The 19,102-nt window shown below is 61.5% G+C and carries 17 protein-coding genes; 6 read left to right on the top strand and 11 right to left on the bottom strand.

Annotation, left to right across the window (positions count from 1 at the left end):
* Positions 1–277 precede the first annotated feature (277 nt).
* The 9 genes from FSY45_RS26095 to FSY45_RS26055 all read right to left on the bottom strand — a co-directional run bounded on the left by FSY45_RS26095 (position 278) and on the right by FSY45_RS26055 (position 9,108).
* The gene (locus FSY45_RS26095; RefSeq protein WP_003053517.1) at positions 278–493 is read right to left on the bottom strand and encodes a molybdopterin-binding protein; all 216 of its coding nucleotides are present in this window, start codon (positions 491–493) and stop codon (positions 278–280) included.
* A gap of 347 nt (positions 494–840) precedes the next feature.
* On the bottom strand, positions 841–1,773 hold the full coding sequence (locus FSY45_RS26090; RefSeq protein ID WP_012839005.1) for a CysB family HTH-type transcriptional regulator: 933 nt from the start codon (positions 1,771–1,773) through the stop codon (positions 841–843).
* Between the two features lie 69 nt (positions 1,774–1,842).
* Positions 1,843–2,832, bottom strand: a complete 990-nt coding sequence (locus FSY45_RS26085) for an ATP-binding cassette domain-containing protein (RefSeq protein ID WP_046462774.1) — start codon at positions 2,830–2,832, stop codon at positions 1,843–1,845.
* A 143-nt stretch (positions 2,833–2,975) separates the two neighbouring features.
* Positions 2,976–3,818, bottom strand: coding sequence for an aliphatic sulfonate ABC transporter permease SsuC (gene ssuC, locus FSY45_RS26080; protein ID WP_046462773.1), 843 nt, complete (start codon positions 3,816–3,818; stop codon positions 2,976–2,978).
* A gap of 10 nt (positions 3,819–3,828) precedes the next feature.
* Positions 3,829–5,037, bottom strand: coding sequence for an FMNH2-dependent alkanesulfonate monooxygenase (gene ssuD / locus FSY45_RS26075; protein ID WP_046462772.1), 1,209 nt, complete (start codon positions 5,035–5,037; stop codon positions 3,829–3,831).
* 23 nt (positions 5,038–5,060) lie between these two features.
* A complete protein-coding gene (locus FSY45_RS26070) occupies positions 5,061–6,143 on the bottom strand; it encodes a sulfonate ABC transporter substrate-binding protein (RefSeq protein ID WP_046462771.1) in 1,083 nt (360 codons plus the stop codon).
* 20 nt (positions 6,144–6,163) lie between these two features.
* On the bottom strand, positions 6,164–7,186 hold the full coding sequence (locus FSY45_RS26065; RefSeq protein WP_003066544.1) for a sulfonate ABC transporter substrate-binding protein: 1,023 nt from the start codon (positions 7,184–7,186) through the stop codon (positions 6,164–6,166).
* Positions 7,187–7,411: 225 nt separating this feature from the next.
* Positions 7,412–8,008, bottom strand: coding sequence for an NADPH-dependent FMN reductase (gene ssuE / locus FSY45_RS26060; protein ID WP_046462770.1), 597 nt, complete (start codon positions 8,006–8,008; stop codon positions 7,412–7,414).
* A gap of 68 nt (positions 8,009–8,076) precedes the next feature.
* Positions 8,077–9,108, bottom strand: coding sequence for a sulfate ABC transporter substrate-binding protein (locus FSY45_RS26055; RefSeq protein WP_046462769.1), 1,032 nt, complete (start codon positions 9,106–9,108; stop codon positions 8,077–8,079).
* Positions 9,109–9,251: 143 nt separating this feature from the next.
* On the opposite strand from FSY45_RS26055, the gene FSY45_RS26050 reads away from it, so the two are divergent.
* Both FSY45_RS26050 and FSY45_RS26045 read left to right on the top strand, forming a co-directional pair.
* Positions 9,252–9,527 (top strand): oxidative damage protection protein, encoded by a 276-nt coding sequence (locus FSY45_RS26050; RefSeq protein WP_003053502.1) that lies wholly within the window; start codon positions 9,252–9,254, stop codon positions 9,525–9,527.
* Between the two features lie 335 nt (positions 9,528–9,862).
* The gene (locus FSY45_RS26045; RefSeq protein ID WP_046462768.1) at positions 9,863–11,026 is read left to right on the top strand and encodes a GGDEF domain-containing protein; all 1,164 of its coding nucleotides are present in this window, start codon (positions 9,863–9,865) and stop codon (positions 11,024–11,026) included.
* 995 nt (positions 11,027–12,021) lie between these two features.
* Here FSY45_RS26045 and FSY45_RS26035 read toward each other — a convergent pair.
* A complete protein-coding gene (locus FSY45_RS26035) occupies positions 12,022–12,939 on the bottom strand; it encodes a LysR family transcriptional regulator (RefSeq protein WP_046462766.1) in 918 nt (305 codons plus the stop codon).
* A gap of 111 nt (positions 12,940–13,050) precedes the next feature.
* Between FSY45_RS26035 and FSY45_RS26030 the strand changes: the two genes are divergently transcribed.
* From FSY45_RS26030 to FSY45_RS26020, 3 genes are all read left to right on the top strand, one after another.
* Positions 13,051–13,863, top strand: coding sequence for a phytanoyl-CoA dioxygenase family protein (locus tag FSY45_RS26030; RefSeq protein WP_046462765.1), 813 nt, complete (start codon positions 13,051–13,053; stop codon positions 13,861–13,863).
* 80 nt (positions 13,864–13,943) lie between these two features.
* Entirely contained in the window at positions 13,944–15,131 is a 1,188-nt protein-coding gene (locus FSY45_RS26025; protein WP_046462764.1) for a M20 aminoacylase family protein, read from the top strand.
* A gap of 86 nt (positions 15,132–15,217) precedes the next feature.
* Entirely contained in the window at positions 15,218–16,573 is a 1,356-nt protein-coding gene (locus FSY45_RS26020) for an MFS transporter (protein WP_046462763.1), read from the top strand.
* A gap of 579 nt (positions 16,574–17,152) precedes the next feature.
* On the opposite strand, the gene FSY45_RS26015 is transcribed toward FSY45_RS26020, so the two are convergent.
* Positions 17,153–17,542, bottom strand: coding sequence for a MerR family transcriptional regulator (locus FSY45_RS26015; protein WP_003066563.1), 390 nt, complete (start codon positions 17,540–17,542; stop codon positions 17,153–17,155).
* Between the two features lie 73 nt (positions 17,543–17,615).
* Between FSY45_RS26015 and FSY45_RS26010 the strand changes: the two genes are divergently transcribed.
* Positions 17,616–18,695, top strand: coding sequence for an SDR family oxidoreductase (locus FSY45_RS26010; protein ID WP_046462762.1), 1,080 nt, complete (start codon positions 17,616–17,618; stop codon positions 18,693–18,695).
* Positions 18,696–19,102 lie beyond the last annotated feature (407 nt).

Raw genomic sequence — 19,102 nt, 5'->3', positions numbered from 1 at the left:
CTCTCTGCTTCGCGGGGGGGGGCCGCCAAGGCCCTTGCTTGCTGTCCACTGCTTAGGCCATGCCTGTTTGGCGCTATGCGCCCGATGCTCACCACGCCCGTCAGAACCGCTACCAACCGCAGGTTTGCCATTGAGACCAGGCGCGAAGCCGCAGACAGTAACAAAGTACGGCCAGGCGAAGCAACGACATATCAAGGGTGGTATTAGCGGGGCCAAGAAAGAAAGCACCCAGCGCAAGCAGTACCTGCGCTGGGTGCTCTTTGAGAGTCAATGAGATTTACAGCTTGGCGATGGACACCTCTGTGGACTTGACCAGAGCTACAACCTCCGAGCCCACCGCCAAGCCCAGATCATTGACCGAGCGCGTGGTGATCACCGACGTGACGATGCCCCAGGGAGTTTCCACATCCACTTCCGAGACCACGTCACCGCGGATGATTTCCTTGACCTTGCCCTTGAACTGATTGCGTACGTTGATGGCTTGAATGGACATACAAAATTCTCCTGAGAAGTCATGAAGGTTCTGAAAAACAGTGTTTGCTGCACTGCATGAAAACAATTCTGAAACCTTCTCCAAAAAACTCAAAAGAATAAAAATAAAAATTTTTATATCAAAAACATCTTATGAAAATAAGCGACCGTAGCGTGGCACAAGCCTGCGCGGCCATGCATCGCGCAGCAGTCCGATCGCACGGATGACAAGGACGCCCAACACCACGATATGGCTGCGCAAAAAGTTCGAGGCATTGAGGACCACCTGTGCCAGCCCCTGCTGCACAGTCGCCCCATGTAGTGCAATACCAGGGACTTGAAGCTCTTTCGGGAGGTTCGAGTTGAAATTCAGCCTTCGGCAGATTGCAGTGCCGCACGCACCACCCCGGGGGTCAGCGTAGGCACAAAGCTCTCGATGAAGGCATAGGCATAACCACGCAGCCAGGCATCGCGGCGCAGAGCCAGGCGCGTGAGATTGACCTCGAACAGATGACGGGCATCGATAGCGCGCAGATGGCGATCGCGCTCGGCATCGAAAGCGATGGAGGCAATAATGCCCACGCCCATGCCCAGCTCCGCATAGGTCTTGATCACATCGGCATCCATGGCGGTGAGCACCACATCGGGCACCAGCCCGGTCGCCGCAAACGCCTTGTCGATATGGGCACGCCCCGTGTAACCCTGCTCGTAGGTGATGATGGGGTGGCGCGCCAGCGCTTGTAGCGTCAGTGCTCCGTCCGTATCGAGCAGTTCATGGCCGGGCGGCACGACCACACTGTGCGACCAGCGGTAGCAAGGCAGGGTCACCAGGTTCTCATAACTGCCCAGCGCCTCGGTGGCCACACCGATATCGGCCTCGCCCGATAGCAGCATCTCGGCCACCTGGCGTGGCGAACCCTGATGCAGATGCAGCGAAACCTGGGGGTAGAGCCTGCGGAAATCACGCACCACCTGGGGCAAGGCATAGCGTGCTTGGGAATGCGTAGCAGCAATCGACAGGCCGCCACGTTCGCTGGCGTGGAAGTCCTCTCCTGCGCGACGCAGATTGTCGGCTTCCAGCAGCATGCGCTCGACAATAGGCAGCAAGGCCGTGCCGGGCGGCGTCAGGCCCGTCAGACGCTTGCCGGCGCGCACAAAGATATCGATGCCCAACTCCTCCTCGAGCTCGCGAATCTGCCGGCTCACACCGGGCTGCGAGGTGTGGAGCATGGCTGCCACCTCGGTCAGATTGAAGCCACGCCTTGCCGTTTCCCGGACCGAACGCAGTTGCTGAAAATTCATATCTTGATGGCAGGCGGCACAGCTTGTGGCTGCGCCAGCCGCCTGTTTCTCTTTGTTTTCGTTGGATGCTCAAATCGCCCAGCGCAGACCCGTAGCCGGCACGCCAGGCCAGCTCGGCAATCCGGTTGCCTGTTCTGAGTCGGGCTTTTGCAGCACGCGATCTAGAATGCGTGTCTCCAGCGCGGCAAAGCGGGCATCGCCATGCACACGCGGACGCGGCAAATCGATGCGCTCGTCGAGCGCAATGCGCCCGTCCTCGATCAGCACCACGCGGTCGGCCAGGGCCACGGCCTCCTGTACATCGTGCGTGACCAGCAAGGCCGTGAAGCCATGACTGCGCCACAGACCTTCGATGAGGCGGTGCATCTCGATGCGCGTCAGCGCATCAAGAGCGCCCAGCGGTTCATCGAGCAGCAGCAGTCGCGGCTGGTGAACCAGGGCACGGGCCAGGGCTACGCGCTGGCGCTGGCCGCCAGACAGCCGCGCCGGCCATTCGTTTTCGCGGTCAGCCAGTCCTACCTGCGCCAGCACCTTGCGGCCGCGCTCGCGTGCCGAATCGGGCAACCCCAGAATTACGTTGTCCAGCACCCGCTTCCAGGGCAGCAGACGCGCGTCCTGAAACATGATGCGCGTATCCCTATTCTGCCGGCGCTGCTCGCCCGCATCGATCAGTAGCTGTCCGGCACTGGCCTCTTCCAGCCCGGCCACAAGGCGCAGCAAGGTGGACTTGCCGCAGCCGCTGCGCCCAACGATGGCGATGAACTCGCCCGGCCGGACATCGAGCTGCACCTGTTTGAGCACTTCACGCTCGCCATAGCGCTTGGTCAGCTGCAGCGTCTGCAGATGCACACCCTGGGCCGCTTTCTGCTGCACATCCGGCTGCTTGCTGCTGCCCTGCTGCTCTTCTTCCTCATCCTTGGTCCGCTGCCACAGCTTTCCACTCGCCTGCAAGGCCTCGGCCTCGTCCCAGGATGCCTCCCATGCCACCAGCGGCTGACGCGCATTCAAGGCACCGGCACCCACCAGCGACTGCGTCAAACGACTCCACAAACTACTCATCGCAAGCTCCTCTCATTCTTTCCACCAAGCCCCAAAAAGCGCACTACCCAGGCCAGAGACATCCAGCAAGAGCCGTCTCGCAGCGAGGATGTCGTCCCCCTCCCAAAGAGAGAGGGGGAAGCCGCGCAGCGGCTCAGGGGGAGTCACCCCTGATACCCCGGATGCCAGCGCAGCCACCAGCGCTCCAGCGAACGAGCAAACACATCGGCCAGCTTGCCCAGAATTGCGTAGAGCAAGATGCCCACAAGCACCACATCGGTCTGCAGAAATTCACGCGCATTCATGGTCAGGTAGCCGATGCCCGCCTGGGCCGAGATGGTCTCGGCCACGATCAGAATCACCCACATCAGCCCCAGTGAAAAACGCAAGCCCACGAGGATGGAAGACAGCGCTCCCGGCAAGACGATGTCGCGATACAGCTGCCAGCGCGTGAGGCCGTAGCTGCGGCCCATCTCGATCAGACCAGGGTCCACGTTGCGAATGCCGTGAAAGGTGTTCAGATAGATGGGAAAGAACACCGAGACGCTGATCAGAAACAGCTTGGCCGATTCGTCGATGCCGAACCACAGAATGACCAGCGGAATCAGCGCCAGCGCAGGGATGTTGCGCACCATCTGGATCGTGGAATCGAGCAGCGTCTCGGCCCAGCACAGCGAGCCTGTGAGCAGACCCAGCAGCAAGCCCAGGCTGCCGCCAATGGCCAGCCCCGCCAGAGCACGCCCGGCACTGACCTTGACATGGGTCCATAACTCGCCCGACTCTGCCAGAGCCCAGGCTGCACGCAACACATCCAGCGGCGCGGGCAGCACCCGTGTGGACAGCCAGCCATAGGCCGATGCGGCCTGCCAGGCAGCGACCAACGCGACCGGCAACAGCCAGGGCAGCAGCCGCAAGGCGAGCTGACGCGCCAGCAACTCCAGGCGCGGCACCGGCGGGCTTGCTGGCTGGGCCGCAGATTGCAACGTCAGCGTTTGAACATCACTCATACAAACTCCTTCAGCTTTGCGACACTCGGACCTGCTCGCGCTCCGAAGCGGCTGCTCCCGAAGCGGCGGCTCGCGGCGAGTACAGATTGGCCACGGTTTCTCCAAACGGGCCGCCGGGGTTGCCACCGCCGAGCTTTTCCTGCACGTTGACGGGCAACAGCGGGAAGACCAGCTCGGCAAAACGATAGGCTTCCTCGAGATGCGGGTAGCCCGAGAGCACAAAGGTGTCTATGCCCAGATCGGCATATTCCTTGATACGGTCGGCCACAGCCTGGGCGCTGCCCACCAGGGCCGTGCCCGCACCGCCGCGCACCAGACCCACGCCGGCCCATAGATTGGGGCTGATCTCCAGGTCCTTGCGGCTGCGCTTGGTGCCGCCCGCATGCAGCTGGGCCATGCGGCGCTGGCCTTCGGAATCCATGCGCGCAAACGCGGCCTGTGCCTGTACCACGGTCTCGTCCTTGAGGCGGCTGATCAAGCGCTCAGCATCGGCCCATGCCTCCTCATCGGTCTCACGCACGATCACATGCAGGCGGATGCCGAACTTGACCTTGCGGCCACGGCGCTCGGCCTTCTCGCGCACATCGGCAATCTTTTTGGCGACTTCGGCCGGCGGCTCGCCCCAGGTCAGATAGGCATCGACCTGCTCTGCCGCCAGCTCATGGGCGGCAGGCGAAGAGCCGCCGAAATACACGGGTGGATAGGGTTTTTGCAGCGGCGGGAACAGAAGCTTGGCACCCTTGACCTGCAGATGCCGACCTTCGAAATCCAGCGACTTCCCCTCATGGCTGCGTGCCAGAATCTCGCGCCAGATCTCGATGAACTCGGCCGATTGTTCATAGCGCGTCGCATGATCGAGAAACACGCCATCACCCTCCAGCTCAGCCTGATCGCCGCCGGTGACCAGATTGATCAGCAGCCGCCCCCCGGAAAGCCGGTCGAAGCTGGCTGCCATGCGAGCAGCCAGGCTGGGCTGATGCAGACCGGGACGCACGGCCACCAGGAACTTGAGGCGCTTGGTGACGGGCAACAGGCTGGACGCCACTACCCAGGGATCTTCGCAGGAGCGGCCCGTGGGAATCAGCACGCCTTCGTAGCCGAGGCTGTCGGCCGCCACGGCAACCTGCTTGACATAGTCATGGCTCAGCTGGCGTGCGCCTTCGCTGCTGCCCAGGTAGCGGGCATCACCATGGGTGGGAATGAACCAGAACACTTGCATGACGAAATCTCCTTGAACCTGATTTAGAACCTGGATGCCACGGCGGGCGTGATGGATGAGGCGGCAGGGCTCGCCTGGCCATGGCCGGCGTATTCCGCCGCTGTGGGCTGCCAGACGATGTCGGCCACCTTCACCTGGCGTGGAATCACGCCCAGACGAAAAAAGGTATCGGCCACGCGCTGCTGCTCGACCACGATGGCGGGATTGAGCAGCGTGGTCGGCGAGCTGGGCCTGCGGCCGATAAAACGGCTGACCACATTCGCATCCAGCCCGCTGAAAGCGGCCAGCAGTTGCACGGCCTCCTTGCGCGAGGTCTGCACCAGCTGATCGGCGCGCGTGAGCTCGTCGAACAAGGCCTTGATGAGCTGGGGATGGTGCTCGACCAGGCCGCGCGAGGCCAGATAGAAAGAGTTGTTGCCCGACAGCCCTTCACCGCTGGTCAGCACGCGCGGCCGGATGCTCAGCTCGGTGGCCGCATAGAACGGGTCCCAGATGGCCCAGGCATCTACGCTGCCGCGTTCGAAAGCGGCACGCGCATCGGCTGGTGCCAGATACACGGGCTGAATGTCGGCCCAGGCGATACCTGCCTTGTCCAGCGCACGCACCAACAGGTAATGGGCGCTTGAGCCTTTCTGCAGTGCCACGCGCCGGCCTTTGAGGTCGGCCAGGGTCTTCAGCGGCGAATCGGCGAGCACCAGAATGGCCGAGCTTTCAGGCTTGGGCGGCTCGGCCCCTACATAGCGCAGATCCTTGCCCGCAGCCTGGGCAAACACGGGCGGCGAATCCCCGGTCAGGCCAAAGTCCAGGCTTCCGGCCGACAGCGCCTCCAGCAACTGCGGCCCGGCTGGAAACTCCAGCCAGCTGATCCTGGTGCCTGGAAAGCGCTTTTCCAGAACGCCATGCTGCTTGAGCACGACCAGATTGACGGCCGACTTCTGATAGCCGATGCGCAACTGGGCCGGAGCCGCAATAGCCGGCACAGGCTGGGCCAGTGCATCGTTGGCGTAATAGGCGGCCAGGGTCCAGCTGAAAGCCGTGGTACCCAGCAGTTGCAGAGCCTGGCGACGGCCGCGATGGAAACGGGGTGAAGAGGATGCTGAACTCATGGTAATGACCTTTTCATGAATCAGCGGCTGGCCAGCAAGTCCACGGGCGCGGCATGCAGCAAATTGAGCTTCTTGGGGATCAGCTTGAGATCGAAGAAGGTGTCGGCAATCCTTTGCTGCTCACCCAGGATTTCGGCATTCACGGCCTTGGTGCCGAACTCGGCGCGGCTCAGGTACAGCTCGGTCACTGCTGTGTCCAGGCCCAGGATCTGCGACAGCTCTGCCGCTGCTGCACTCTTGTTCTTGCTGGCCCAGGCATCGATGGCGGCAATTTCCTCGATCGCGATGCGCAGCACATCGGCATTGCGGCTCGCATAGTCGCGCGAGGTGAAGTAATAGGCGCGGTTGTTGACCACGCCCTTGGCATCGGCCAGCAGGCGTGCATCCAGGGCCTTCTGGGCCGAGGCCAGGAACGGGTCCCAGATCACCCAGGCATCGACCGAGCCTTTCTCGAACGCGGCACGCGCATCGGGAGGAGCCAGAAAGACCGACTGCACATCGCCGTACTTGAGGCCATGCTTTTCCAGCAGCTTGACCAGGAAGTAATGAACATTGGAGCCCTTGTTGTAGGCAATGCGCTTGCCCTTGAGGTCGGCCACGCTGCGGATCGCCGAGCCCTTGGGCACGATCACCGCTTCCAGACCGGGGCGCGCCACCGTGGCTCCCGCATAGACCAGGGGCGCACCGGCGGCCTGGGCAAAGATGGGGGGAGCCTCGCCCACATCGCCAAAGTCAATCGAGCCGACATTGAGCGCTTCCAGCTGCACAGGGCCGGCATTGAATTCAACCCAGCGCACGGCCACGCCCAGAGGGGTCAGGCGCTTTTCCAGCGTGCCGCGATTCTTGAGAATCGACAGCCAGCCTTTTTGATGGCCCACGCGCAGCACGCGCTGCCCGCCTGCCGTGCCACTGCCCTGCTGCGCATGCAGTCCGCCCGAGGCCAAGGCCAGCGCCGAGGCTGCCGTACCCGCCAGCCACTGACGGCGTGTGGTGCTCAGCAATTGCGACGAAATAGCCGACGAAGTGTTGTTGCGATCGGTCATGAGAAATCAATCCTTGGGTTCTCAGTCCACACACTTCAGGCGCACCTTCGGCCTGATTTCAGGCGCAGCTCGGCCTTCGCAGTGCGGGGACTGCTATCAAAAAAATGGTAAATGCGTCAACGCTGCGAGAAAGGACGGCCAGCAAGGGCCTAGGCGGCCCCGCCGCCCCGCAGCAAAGGTCGTCGTCCCCTGGGGGAAGCGGCAAAGCCGCTCAGGGGGACCTACTTAAACGCTACATCGCACGTCGGAGAACGCGATGCTTTCAAAGTCATTGGCTGCGGCCCATTGGGCACTGCGGCGCAGATCGGTGGCCAGCAACTGGGCTGCATCCTCGACGCGCTCGGCGATTTCGGGGGCCAGGCCATAACCGCCTTCAGGCAGCAGGGGCACCCCCTGGTCGGTGGCATAAATGCCCGGCAGTATGTGGCGTGCGCCAAGCGACTGCAGCACGGGGCGCAGCGCATAGTCCAGCGCCAGCATATGGTGAGGGCTGCCGCCAGTGGCCAGAGGCAGTACCAGCTTGCCCTTGAGCGCCGTCTGCGGCAGCACATCGAGAAACACCTTGAGCAGGCCGCTGTAGGCCGCCTTGTAAACGGGTGTGGCCACAACCACCGCGTCGGCCTGGGCCACTCTATCGGTCACGGCACGAATCTCGGGGTGATCGAAGCGGGCATGCAACAGGGCTGCAGGGTCCAGCCGGTTGAGCTGCAGCACGGGCTCTGTGCTCAGGTCCTGTGCCTGCAGGCGGGCAGCCACGGCATTGAGCAGGGCACTGGAGCGCGAGGGCTGCGAGGGGCTACCGGCAATTAGCAAAATCGACATGGCTTGGCTCTATCTTTTAGTTATTGCAAAGACAGGAGCACTCATCGCGCCCCCGTCTTTCGTTTCACTTATTTCTTGGTATAGATCTGATCAAAGCTGCCGCCGTCGGCAAAGTGAGCCTTGTCTGCCGCTGCCCAGCCGCCAAAGGCCTTGTCGATGGTGAACAGCTCCAGCTTGGGGAACTGGCTGGCAAACTCGGCTGCCACCTTGGCATCGGTCGGGCGGTAGAAGTTCTTGCCGGCAATGCGCTGGGCCTCCTCGGAGTACAGATACTTCAGATAGGCCTCGGCCACGGTACGCGTACCCTTTTTATCGACCACCTTGTCGACCACGGCCACCGAAGGCTCGGCCAGGATGGACAGCGAAGGCGCGACGATCTGGAACTTCTCGGGGCCGAACTCCTTAAGCGCCAGATAGGCCTCGTTCTCCCAGGCCAGCAGCACATCGCCCAGGCCGCGCTGCACAAAGGTCACGGTGGAGCCGCGCGCGCCGGTGTCCAGCACGGGCACGTTCTTGTAGAGCTTGGTGATGAAATCCTTGGCCTGCGCATCGCCGCCGTACTTGCGCTTGGCAAATTCCCAGGCTGCCAGATAGTTCCAGCGTGCACCGCCCGAGGTCTTGGGGTTTGGCGTGATCACCTGAATGCCGGGCTTGACCAGATCATCCCAATCCTTGATGCTCTTGGGATTGCCCTTCTTGACCAGGAACACGATGGTGGAGCTATAGGGCGCGCTGTTGTGCGGCAGGCGCTTTTGCCAGTCGGCCTTGACATTGCCGTTCTTGACCAAGGCATCGATATCGCCTGCCAGGGCCAGCGTGGCCACATCGGCCTCAATGCCGTCGATGATGGAGCGCGCCTGCTTGCCCGAGCCGCCATGCGACTGCTTGATGGTCACATCCTGGTTCTGCGTCGCCTTCCAGTGCTTGGCAAACGCCTGGTTGTAGTTCACATACAGCTCACGAGTGGGGTCATAGGAAACGTTGAGCAGCTGCACGCCGGTTTGTGCAAAAGCGGGCAATGTGGGCAGAGCCGAGAGGGTCAAGCCAGCAATCAGACCGGCAGCCAGAGGAAACTTGATAAAGTTGCGACGATTTTTCATTGGACTGTGTTCTTGGAGTGAATGGTTAACGGGCTTCTGCCCCGTTGCTGTGCATTCTTGAGCCGCATTCTTAAAACTCAAACTACTAAGATTTCAGTTTGTTATTACCAAAACATCTGAAATCAACCAAGAGGACCCTACACATGGCACGTACCGTTCACTGCATCAAGCTTGGTCAAGACGCTGAAGGCCTGGATTTCCCTCCTGCCCCTGGCGAACTGGGCAAGCGTATCTATGAAAGCGTGAGCAAGCAGGCCTGGGCCGACTGGCTCAAGCACCAGACCATGCTGATCAATGAAAACCGTCTGAACCTGGCCGACGCCCGCGCCCGCCAGTATCTGGCTCGCCAGATGGAAAACCATTTCTTTGGCGGCGGTGCCGATGCTGCAGCCGGCTATGTGCCCCCCAGCGCCGAGTAAGTTCTTCTGACTCGGACACCAAGCCCCGTGGCCCTGCCCCGGGGCTTTTTCATGTCTGAATGCACTGCCGTGGCGACGAGGTCACGCGGCTGGTCCGGATGCTGCCGCCCTCTCTCCTTATGCCAGGCTCCATCCGTTACGTCCTTTCGACGACCCAGCACACAAGAGATACCTGAAAATCCGCATCCTGCGACAATTCGCCTCGCTTGCGACCCGCTCCATTTCAATGCCATGGCCCCGACCGTCGCCACCGAGCAGCCGATCGACTCCCGCGCATTGCTCCTGGCCGGGCGGCTCTCGCGCGAACCACACCCGCGCTGACACATCCATCGTCCATGGTTCTCGATCCCTTCACCCTGCTCGTACTCTCCGCGGCCATGGCCGCCGCCTCGGCGCTGTATCTGGCTGCGGAATGGAGCAGCGTTCGCGAACGCTCCCTGCTGCTCTGGAGCGCGGGGTTTGCGATCATCGCCGTGGGCAGCGTGCTGGCCCTGCTGCGTTCCAGCGGCTATGTACTGTTCGGCATCTGGTTCCCCAACGGCTTGCTGATCGTCGCCCACTGGCTGTTCCTGGCTGGCGTTGCCGGATTCACGCGCACCCGGCTGCCGCGTACCTGGTGGCTGCTGGCCGTCGTCTGGCTTGCGATGCTGTTTCTGCCCGACGGGCCCTGGTGGTCCAAGACCATGCTGGGCATCCAGTCGCTGCTGATTGCCGTCATCACCTTGCGCGCCGGCCTGCTGCTGCGCCCACATGGCCGAGCACTGAGTGTGGGCGCAGCGCAGCTGCGTTTCGTCCTGCTGGCACACGGCCTGTTCTACCTCGCCAAGGCCGGCTCGGCCGTGGCGCCGGACGCCTTCGTCAACCTGGCCAGTTTCCGAGGCGTGGTGATACTGGTCTCGCTGGTGGAAGGCGTGATGGCGATCATGCTGCTCGCGATGTCCATGACCGGCACCGAGCGCCATCGCCGTGAAGAGCGTATCGCGCAGATCGCCGCCCGCGACCCGCTGACCGCCCTGGACAACCGCCGAGCGCTCTACCTGCGCGCACCCGAGCTGCTGCGGCAGGCCTCGCCAGCCAGCCCCGGTGCCCTGCTGCTGATCGACATTGACCACTTCAAGCAGGTCAACGACCTGCATGGTCACGATGCCGGCGACCGCCTGCTGGTGACCCTGAGCGACCTCATCCGCAGCTTGCTGCCCCATGGCGCGCTGGCAGCGCGACTGGGCGGGGACGAGTTCGTGATTCTGCTGCGCAGTGTCTCCGGCGCCGTCGTACAGGAGCTGGGACAGAACCTGCGCGAGTCGTTCGCGCAGCAGGCGCGCGCCATGTTCGCAACGCCGGAGCCAGTTTCCCTGAGCATCGGTGCGACCTTGTTCGACCAGCCCGAGACCGAGCTGTCACATTGGCTCAAGCGGGCCGACGAAGCCCTCTACGCATCGAAGCGCAAGGGACGGGACCGGATGGAACTCGCCCCGCTTCCGCCAGGGCGGCCGCAATGATGCTCCCATGGCCTCGGCAGGAGCCAGTGCGACGGCCCGGATGTACTTCACCTTCGGCGGTGCCCGGGCCCCGTTGTCGTCACCGTGATGCATCTCAGAGGCTAGGTATGTCTGCTTCTGGCAGGCTGCGGCTGTCGCGCCCCTGCCAGATCCTGCCATTGATGCGCATGCCTGCACAGCCGAATGCTGTGCGCAGCGGCAGACGCAGCGACTGAGAGTCGGTCACTTTTCAGACGTTGAAGCGGAAGCCTAAATGGCCATCGGCCGGGAAGCCTCGTCCCTGCTGGCTCTCCACGGCAAAAGAGGCGTGGCGAGGCTCTGGCACCCTCGGGAAGCCCCCCTTGATTGCGTGGGGGTATCGCATGCAGTCACGGAATCATAAACCAGCCCAGCCCGGCATGCGAAGCCAAGGGCGCAGACCGCAAGACTAGGACATGAGCTAGACCGCATTGTTGCCCGACAAATCAAAGCGGCTCGGGTGAGATGCATGGCGTTGGGCCCATGGCCCTATTTTCTGGAGCAAACGCCATGCACGTCCCCCCCGCCCCACTCCCTGACCAAGGAATTCGCTACCCCCTCTGCCCTGATGCTGGACCCCCGCCTGACGCCCTTGGACCGCAACGGCTGGCAGGTATTGAACATGCTCAAAGGGACGGATGGCCTGACCACGAGGCGAGCGGAGGTCCGCGGTCGCCGAAAAGCAAGGGTGCAGGGGGAATAAAGGCCCCGCTACCGCCGCCGCGAGGCTGGGATGCCGAGTGGGCATCAATGGTTCGCTACACCGGAGCTCGCCGGTTTGGTGTTGGGCTGCTTCTGCGCTCCAATCCGGTCCGCGCGCCCTCTATTAATTGGTCCCCGCACAGCCCGGTCTAGCAGACGCCTCATTGCATCAGCATGACGCTCAAGGCCGACGCTCGTGAGCGCGGGATTGTGCGCCCAGATCCTGGCTCGTGCTGGAGACGCACGCACGAAAACTCATGGTCGGCGCCTGCGTGCTACGTGCGCAAGTCAAACCCCGGGCTTTGCGCGAACCATTCCAGGGCTTGCTCCCGTAGTGCAACCGCAAGCGGCGTGTCGCAACGACCGCGTGGCTGAGCAAGCACGATGTGTTGCAGAGGCAATGGGTCGGCTATAGAGCGGATCGCCAGCGCTTGCCCATCATAGCTGTGATCTCCAAATGGCCTGGTATACGCAACTGCTACGCCAAATCCGTTGGCGACCAGGCCGCGCTGCAGCTCGAAGGAATACGTTCTGCTGACGCTCTGGGGCTGCAACCCATGGAAGCGGAACAGATCAAGAAAGTGCTGCGAGCTGTAGGCTTGCTCTGTCAGTACCAGCGGATATTCGCAGAGCTGCTTCAGGCTGACTTCGCTGTGGCGCGCGAGTGGGTGTTCGATCGGCAATAGCGCATGGGCCGGTAACTCGCAAAGTACTGTGCTTTGGATGCAATCAGGCAACCCAAGGTCGTAGCTCAGCGCTGCATCCAGGTTGCCATTGCTCAGTTGCTTGCTGATCTGGTCGAAGCCATATTCACGAATCGTCACCTCGATACGCGGATGTCGCTCTTTGAGCCCGCGCAGCAATTTGGGCAAGCAATACGGCGCCAGATCCTCAAAACAGGCAAGTGTGAGTTCGCCTGCCAGCGTGTCGTCGTCGTTGGCGAGGTTCTCCAGTTCACGCACGTTCGCCACAATCTGCTGGGCTTTCTCCATAGCCAGGCGACCAAAGGGCGTCAACGTCACACCCTGGCCGCGCTGCCGGACGAACAGTACCTGTCCTAGGTGCTCTTCCAGCTCGTTGAGTGCGGCTGAAACCGCCGGCTGCGACACGTTTAGACGCTCGGCCGCCTGGGTGATATTGCCGTGCCGGGCGACTCCCAGGGCACAGCGGATATGGCGCAAGGTAATCTTCATAAGGAATTCCGAGGAGCCTGATCGGAATATATTATTTTGTTTTAGGTGATGCCTGGGGAATAGTCCGGCTGTGGTCGCCGTGATCATGGTGACCGTAACGCAGGAGTCCCTATGAACACGACTGTTACCCCTCTGGTTTCGGCCTCGGATATCGCGGCGTTCCAACGCGACGGTGCGATCTGTCTACGTGGCGCCTTCAAGGATTGGATCAGGTTGATCGCTGAAGGCATCGAACGCAATCAACGCGAGCCTGGTCCTTACGCCACCAACGTCGTCGCCACCGGCGAGCCCGGTGGCTTCTTCGATGATTACTGCAATTGGGAACGCATTCCCGAGTTCTCCACCATCGTCCACGAATCGCCGGCCGCCGCCATTGCTGCGTCGGTCATGCAGTCGCCACGCGCCCAGTTCTTTCACGACCATGTCCTGGTCAAGGAGCCGGGGACTCAGAAGCCGACACCCTGGCATCAGGACATTCCCTACTACTTTGTGGACGGCGAACAAACCGTCAGCCTGTGGATTCCGGTCGACCCGGTACGCGAGGCGACCTTGCGCCTGATCGCAGGCTCCCATTTGTGGGAACAGTGGGTACTGCCTCTGCGATGGAAGGACGACAGCAACTTCTACGACGACGTGAGTCGCTATCGACCGGTGCCCGATCCAGATGTGGAGCCTGGGATGCAGGTACTGGAGTGGGAAATGGAGCCGGGGGACGCGGTGTTGTTCGACTTCCGCACCGTACACGGCGCTCGCGGAAACCTCAGCCCGGCCCGCCGACGCGTGCTGTCCCTGCGCTGGCTCGGCGAGGACGCACGCTACGCCGAACGCCCCGGCCGGACTTCGCCGCCATACCCCGACCACGGCATGCAAGCGGGGCAGCGTCTCAGGGAAGATTGGTTCCCGCAAATCTGGCCTACCGCCTGACCGCTTTACCTACAAACGACAAGAGCCTGGCAGCGTCTCAGCCGACGACCAGGCCGACCATCATTGCTGAGGAGACAACCATGTCGTGCCCAACGATCTTGCCTGAAATACATGAATTGATGCCGCCCATGGTCGCGCTGCGACAGCATCTGCATACCCATCCAGAACTGAGCTACGAAGAATTCGAAACCAGCCGCCTGGTGGCCGAGAAGCTGCGAGGCTGGGGCTACGATGTCCACCACGGATTGGCCGGAACGGGGGTCGTTGCCACGCTGCGCAAGGGCCGTGGTAGCCGAACCATCGGTCTGCGCGCAGACATGGATGCGTTGCCTATCGTTGAAACCAGTGGCCTGCCGTATGCGAGCCGGCATGACGGGAAAATGCACGCCTGTGGCCATGACGGGCATACCGCGATGCTGCTGGCTGCGGGTCAATGCCTGGCTGAGAACGTCGACTTCGACGGCACAGTCCGCCTGATCTTCCAGCCTGCCGAGGAAGGACACGTGGGCGCGCGGAAGATGATCGAGGATGGCCTGTTCGAGCTGTTTCCTTGCGATGCGGTGTTCGCTATGCACAACTGGCCGGGATTGCCCGTAGGCAAGTTCGGATTCCTTGTCGGGCCGTTCATGGCCTGTGCCGACACGGTCACCATCCGCATCAACGGCCGCGGTGGCCACGGCGCCATGCCCCAGGACACGGTAGACCCGGTGGTGGCTGCGGCCTCCCTGGTCATGGTGTTGCAGACCGTGGTCGCACGCAACCGGCCTCCCTTGGACATGGGGGTCGTCGGTGTTGGCTCCATCCATGGCGGCAACAGCTCGACGGTTGTGCCGACCTATGTCGAACTGGCTGTGACGGTTCGAGCCTTGAAGGAAACGACCCGCCAACTGTTGCTGCAACGCATCGAAGCGCTAGCTCACGCACAGGCCGAGTCATTCGGTGCGACCGCCGACGTCTCGGCCAGCTCCAACGCCTTCCCGGTGCTCTACAACCACCCGCAGGAAACCGCCCTGGCGCGCTCGGTAGCCCTGGAGTGGCTAGGCGAAGAAGGACTGGTCGCCGACATGCAGCCGATGACGTGCAGCGAGGACTTCTCCTTCATGCTGCAGGCCTGTTCTGGCTGCTACTTGATCATAGGCAATGGTGAAGAAACTGAGGGGGGCTGCCTGCTGCACAACCCCGACTATGACTTCAACGACGCGAGCCTGCCCTATGGCGCCAGCTACTGGGTGAAGCTGGTGAGCGCCTATCTCGATCCGGCTGACTGATCCAAGCCTCTGGATGTCGTTCCGGTCGGGCCACCCCAGGTCCGGCCGCTCGTGGATGCGTATCCCTTGTCTGCAAGGAGAATGTCATGGCCTTTCTTTCGCAATCCTTGGCGCCGGTTGCGGCGTCGCATATGAGTGTTTCTCGCCGGCGGGTGATCGTCGGCACCACCATTGGCAATGCCCTGGAGTTCTTCGACTTCACGGTGTTCAGCTTTCTGATGCTGTTCATTGGACCGTTGTTTTTCCCTGCCGCCTCCAGCTACGGCCAGTTGCTGCTGACCACCGCCACTTTTGGCGTGGGGTTCCTCATGCGCCCGGTGGGCGCGTTGCTGATTGGCTCCTATGCCGACCGCTTCGGCCGCCGCTCGGCCATGACCCTGACGCTGTTCATGATGGGGTTGGGTTGCGGCATGATGGCGCTGACACCGACCCACGCCCAGATCGGCATGGTCGCGCCGCTGGTCATCGTGCTGGCGCGCCTGATTCAGGGCTTCGCGGCTGGCGGCGAGGTAGGCGCGGCGACCACCTTGCTGGTCGAACATGCACCGGCTTCACAGCGCGGGTTTTACGCCAGCTGGCAGTTCGGCAGCCAGTCCCTGGGGATCTTCCTTGGCGCGATCATGGTTGCCGCGCTCGTAGAAGGCCTCAGTCAGCAGGCGATGAACGAGTGGGGGTGGCGGGTGCCGTTCTTTATCGGCATGCTCACCGCCCCTCTGGGCTGGTACATTCGCCGACGCCTGGAGGACACGCTTGTAATCGGTTTGTCGACCAGTCGCAGCCAACAGGCCAGAGCGCGCGCGGCAAGCAGCAGTCCGCTGCGCGAGCTGTTCGGCTGGCACAAGCTGACGCTCCTCAAGAGCGTGCTGCTGATGTTGGGGGCCATGGTCTCGACGCAGATCATCGCCTTCTACATGCCGGCCTATGCCGCCAGGGTGCTGGGCCTTCCAACCACCTCAAGCCTGCTCGCCAGCGTGGTGGTGGGAGCGGTCTGCTTCCTCCTGTCGCCGCTAGTGGGCTGGCTGTCCGATCGCTGCGGACGCAAGCGGGTGATCTGCATCTCGCGGCTGTTGACGCTGGTGGTGATCGTGCCTTGCTTCCAATGGCTGAACGCAGGCCCCAGTCTGCACAACCTGCTGCTGATCATCGGCCTGCTGTCGCTGCTGCTGACCCTGCAGACGGTACCCGGCATTACCATGCTGCCCGAGATGTTCCCGAAGTCGGTGCGCACCACCGGTATGGCGGCGGCCTATGGCATCGGCGTTTCGGTGTTTGGTGGCTTCGCCCAGTTCTTCGTCACCTGGCTGTTGCAGGTGACACAGCAGCCGCTGGCTCCGGCCTGGTACATGATGGTGACCGTGGCCATGTCCACCGTGGTCTTGCTATGGATTCGCGACCGCACCGGTGAGGACATCGACGGAGGGGCTAATCAGGTGGGTAGCTGATCTATTGGGGCGTGGAACTGAAGGGCATTCAGCTCCACGCCGGTTAGGATGAAGCTATGTGGCCCGGTAGCTGAAGCTGGCTTCTGGGTACGTCACTCCGTTGGCCTGCAGTAGACTGGCCTGATACGAACAATCAGGAATCCGTTCTACATCGGGGCCTGTATCAGCGAATTGCAGGAGCGTGGAAGTTGGTCGAGAGCCGTTTCAGTTCCCATTCCATGGTGGAGGGAAAGCTGCTGCGTGAAGTCGTACAGGCGGCCTCACTCAGAGCGGTTGACACGACCCGGTGAACCAAGGGTTTGCGGTTGAGACGAGACGCGAAGCCGCAGGCAGTCAAGAACTACGACAAGGCGAAGCAACGACGTATCAAGGGCTGTATCAGTGGCTCTTGGCAAAGAGCTGACACATTGGCGCGGTGAGTCGGCCGCGACAGCAGCTTTGCAGAAGTTGCTGACAGAGTGGACGCTCAGGCCTGTACTGAACCGGACAGGGTCTGGCCGCGAGGTTCTAGAAAATACTTGAGCGGAGGGGCTTGAAACCGTAAGCCTACGGCAGTTTCCGTTCCTGGATACCGATAGCTCAGCTCGAAGCCTTGGTCAGTTGCTGCAGCTCAAGTTGCCTGGCAGCACTGGCTTCGAGGTTTGCACGCTCTTCATCCAGATAGCGATAAATGCTTTTGAGGTCGGCGATTTTCTGTCTGATCTCCGCCATCTTCTTTTCAATGAGCTTGGCGCCGTCAGCACAATCGATCGTCTTGTTCCGCTGTGCATCCAGAATCTGCCCTATCTCCCCCAGCGAAAAACCCATGCTTTGCGCGCGCTGGATGAAGTTCAGATCCTGCAGAGTTTGGGCAGTGTAGACGCGATAGTTGTTGGTTCGTCGCGTCGGCGAGATCAGGCCGATTTGCTCGTAGTAACGCAAAGTATGGCGGCTGGCGCCGCTGCGGGTCTCAAGTTCGCCGATTCTCATGAAAATACTGCTTGACTATAGAGTTAGGTCGACACTCTACATTTGATTTCTCACCTTACCAAGGAGCAGGAGAATGAGCGTGGAGTGCTTTGTCACGGGAGGGACCGGTTTCATCGGTCAACATTTGCTGGCGAACCTGAGTGCCAAGGGTCACACCGTCCGGGTGTTGATGCGTCGCCCAGAGCGACTGGCTGCACTGCGAGAGCAAGTCGACAATCTGGGAGGGATTGCAACCCGGATATTTGCCGTTGCTGGCGACCTTGAGCGCGACAACCTCGGACTGAGTCCTGCCGACCAAGCAGTGCTAAGGCAGGCCAGAGTCGTATTCCACTTGGGTGCCCACTTCGCTTGGGGGCTTTCATTGGAGCATTCTCGTTCGGTCAATGTAGAAGGGGCAAAGCGCGTGGCGCTGCTGGCGGCTGCGCAAAAGAGCCGCCTGGTGATGATCGGCGGCTACATGCTGAAGAATCATGAACATCTGCTGCGCATCGGAATTGACCCTCGTCATCCGGAGCTGACGAGCTGGCCTGCCGTCTACCGGCACGTCGGTGCTTACGAAGCGAGCAAGCTGGAGGCGCACTTTGCGACCCTGCAGCTCATGTCCACCAGGGGCGGGGAAGTTACCGTAGTTCACCCCGCGACGGTCTGCGGCCACAGCCGTACCGGGCATATCCTTGACGGTCAGCCGCTGGTGACACTGATACGCAATCTTGCGCAGGGAAAGCTGGCTGCAGTGCCCGGTAGCGCCGAGCATTGGCTCCCGCTGGTCACCGTTGATTACCTGGTCGAGTTGGCGGCGGCTTGTGCTTTCGATCCCGCCATGGTGGGCAAGGAATTGCTGGCACTCGATGACCAAAGCCCCAACTTGCGGGAGCTCCTGGGACAGGTGGCACAACCCATGGGCCTGAAGCCTCCCAGGCATCACATTTCCCTGCGATTGCTGAAGCTGCTGCTGAGTATTCCTCCCGTCGCGCGGTTCTTGAACACAGACGCCGAAGCCTTGGACTTTATCCAGACCACTCGCTTTGATACAGCGGCGGTCGAGCAATTTGCCAACAGGCATGGAATAGCCAAACCGGATATACGCCAGTCATTGCGGCACACTGCAATGTTCGTCAACTCATATTGCGTAGCCAAGGACAAGGCCGCCTGACTTATTCCTTGGGGCACCAAACAAGATCAAAATCCAAGGTGGTCGTAGGGAGCAGGACAGCGCGGTCTCGGGCATGCCGCAGATGTGCGCTTGCAAATGCCCACAAGGGTCTGCTGCACCATTTCGGCACACACGAAAGCAGTCATCCAAATGATGTCGGACATGACAACAGATCACATGGCCGGTCTGGGATGGAATCGATATTCAAGGCCGACCGACAAGACGGTTATCGGCAAGAGAGTTCATCCCCGCGGCAAATTGGATGCACACCCACGACAGCGTGTTAATTTCCACGCATAACTGACCCGCCGGAGGTGCGGATAAAAACTTGGACTGGTTTTATGCGGCTAGGCCAAGTTTGTTCCGGTATTCCACAGGGCTTAAACGTCCCAGAGATACCTTGATAC

The organism is Comamonas sp. Z1 (assembly GCF_008121555.1).
Lineage (GTDB): Bacteria > Pseudomonadota > Gammaproteobacteria > Burkholderiales > Burkholderiaceae_C > Comamonas > Comamonas thiooxydans.
This window is presented reverse-complemented; position numbering and strand designations above follow the sequence as displayed.

What these genes read in the sequence shown, in the direction of transcription:
- FSY45_RS26095 (WP_003053517.1), bottom strand. Translation starts at nt 493, where the DNA reads ATGTCCATTCAAGCCATCAACGTACGCAATCAGTTCAAGGGCAAGGTC.
- FSY45_RS26015 (WP_003066563.1), bottom strand. Translation starts at nt 17,542, where the DNA reads ATGAGAATCGGCGAACTTGAGACCCGCAGCGGCGCCAGCCGCCATACT.
- FSY45_RS26025 (WP_046462764.1), top strand. Translation starts at nt 13,944, where the DNA reads ATGTCGTGCCCAACGATCTTGCCTGAAATACATGAATTGATGCCGCCC.
- FSY45_RS26050 (WP_003053502.1), top strand. Translation starts at nt 9,252, where the DNA reads ATGGCACGTACCGTTCACTGCATCAAGCTTGGTCAAGACGCTGAAGGC.
- ssuE (WP_046462770.1), bottom strand. Translation starts at nt 8,008, where the DNA reads ATGTCGATTTTGCTAATTGCCGGTAGCCCCTCGCAGCCCTCGCGCTCC.
- FSY45_RS26090 (WP_012839005.1), bottom strand. Translation starts at nt 1,773, where the DNA reads ATGAATTTTCAGCAACTGCGTTCGGTCCGGGAAACGGCAAGGCGTGGC.
- FSY45_RS26035 (WP_046462766.1), bottom strand. Translation starts at nt 12,939, where the DNA reads ATGAAGATTACCTTGCGCCATATCCGCTGTGCCCTGGGAGTCGCCCGG.
- FSY45_RS26085 (WP_046462774.1), bottom strand. Translation starts at nt 2,832, where the DNA reads ATGAGTAGTTTGTGGAGTCGTTTGACGCAGTCGCTGGTGGGTGCCGGT.
- FSY45_RS26010 (WP_046462762.1), top strand. Translation starts at nt 17,616, where the DNA reads ATGAGCGTGGAGTGCTTTGTCACGGGAGGGACCGGTTTCATCGGTCAA.
- FSY45_RS26070 (WP_046462771.1), bottom strand. Translation starts at nt 6,143, where the DNA reads ATGAGTTCAGCATCCTCTTCACCCCGTTTCCATCGCGGCCGTCGCCAG.
- ssuC (WP_046462773.1), bottom strand. Translation starts at nt 3,818, where the DNA reads ATGAGTGATGTTCAAACGCTGACGTTGCAATCTGCGGCCCAGCCAGCA.
- FSY45_RS26045 (WP_046462768.1), top strand. Translation starts at nt 9,863, where the DNA reads ATGGTTCTCGATCCCTTCACCCTGCTCGTACTCTCCGCGGCCATGGCC.
- FSY45_RS26055 (WP_046462769.1), bottom strand. Translation starts at nt 9,108, where the DNA reads ATGAAAAATCGTCGCAACTTTATCAAGTTTCCTCTGGCTGCCGGTCTG.
- ssuD (WP_046462772.1), bottom strand. Translation starts at nt 5,037, where the DNA reads ATGCAAGTGTTCTGGTTCATTCCCACCCATGGTGATGCCCGCTACCTG.
- FSY45_RS26020 (WP_046462763.1), top strand. Translation starts at nt 15,218, where the DNA reads ATGGCCTTTCTTTCGCAATCCTTGGCGCCGGTTGCGGCGTCGCATATG.
- FSY45_RS26030 (WP_046462765.1), top strand. Translation starts at nt 13,051, where the DNA reads ATGAACACGACTGTTACCCCTCTGGTTTCGGCCTCGGATATCGCGGCG.
- FSY45_RS26065 (WP_003066544.1), bottom strand. Translation starts at nt 7,186, where the DNA reads ATGACCGATCGCAACAACACTTCGTCGGCTATTTCGTCGCAATTGCTG.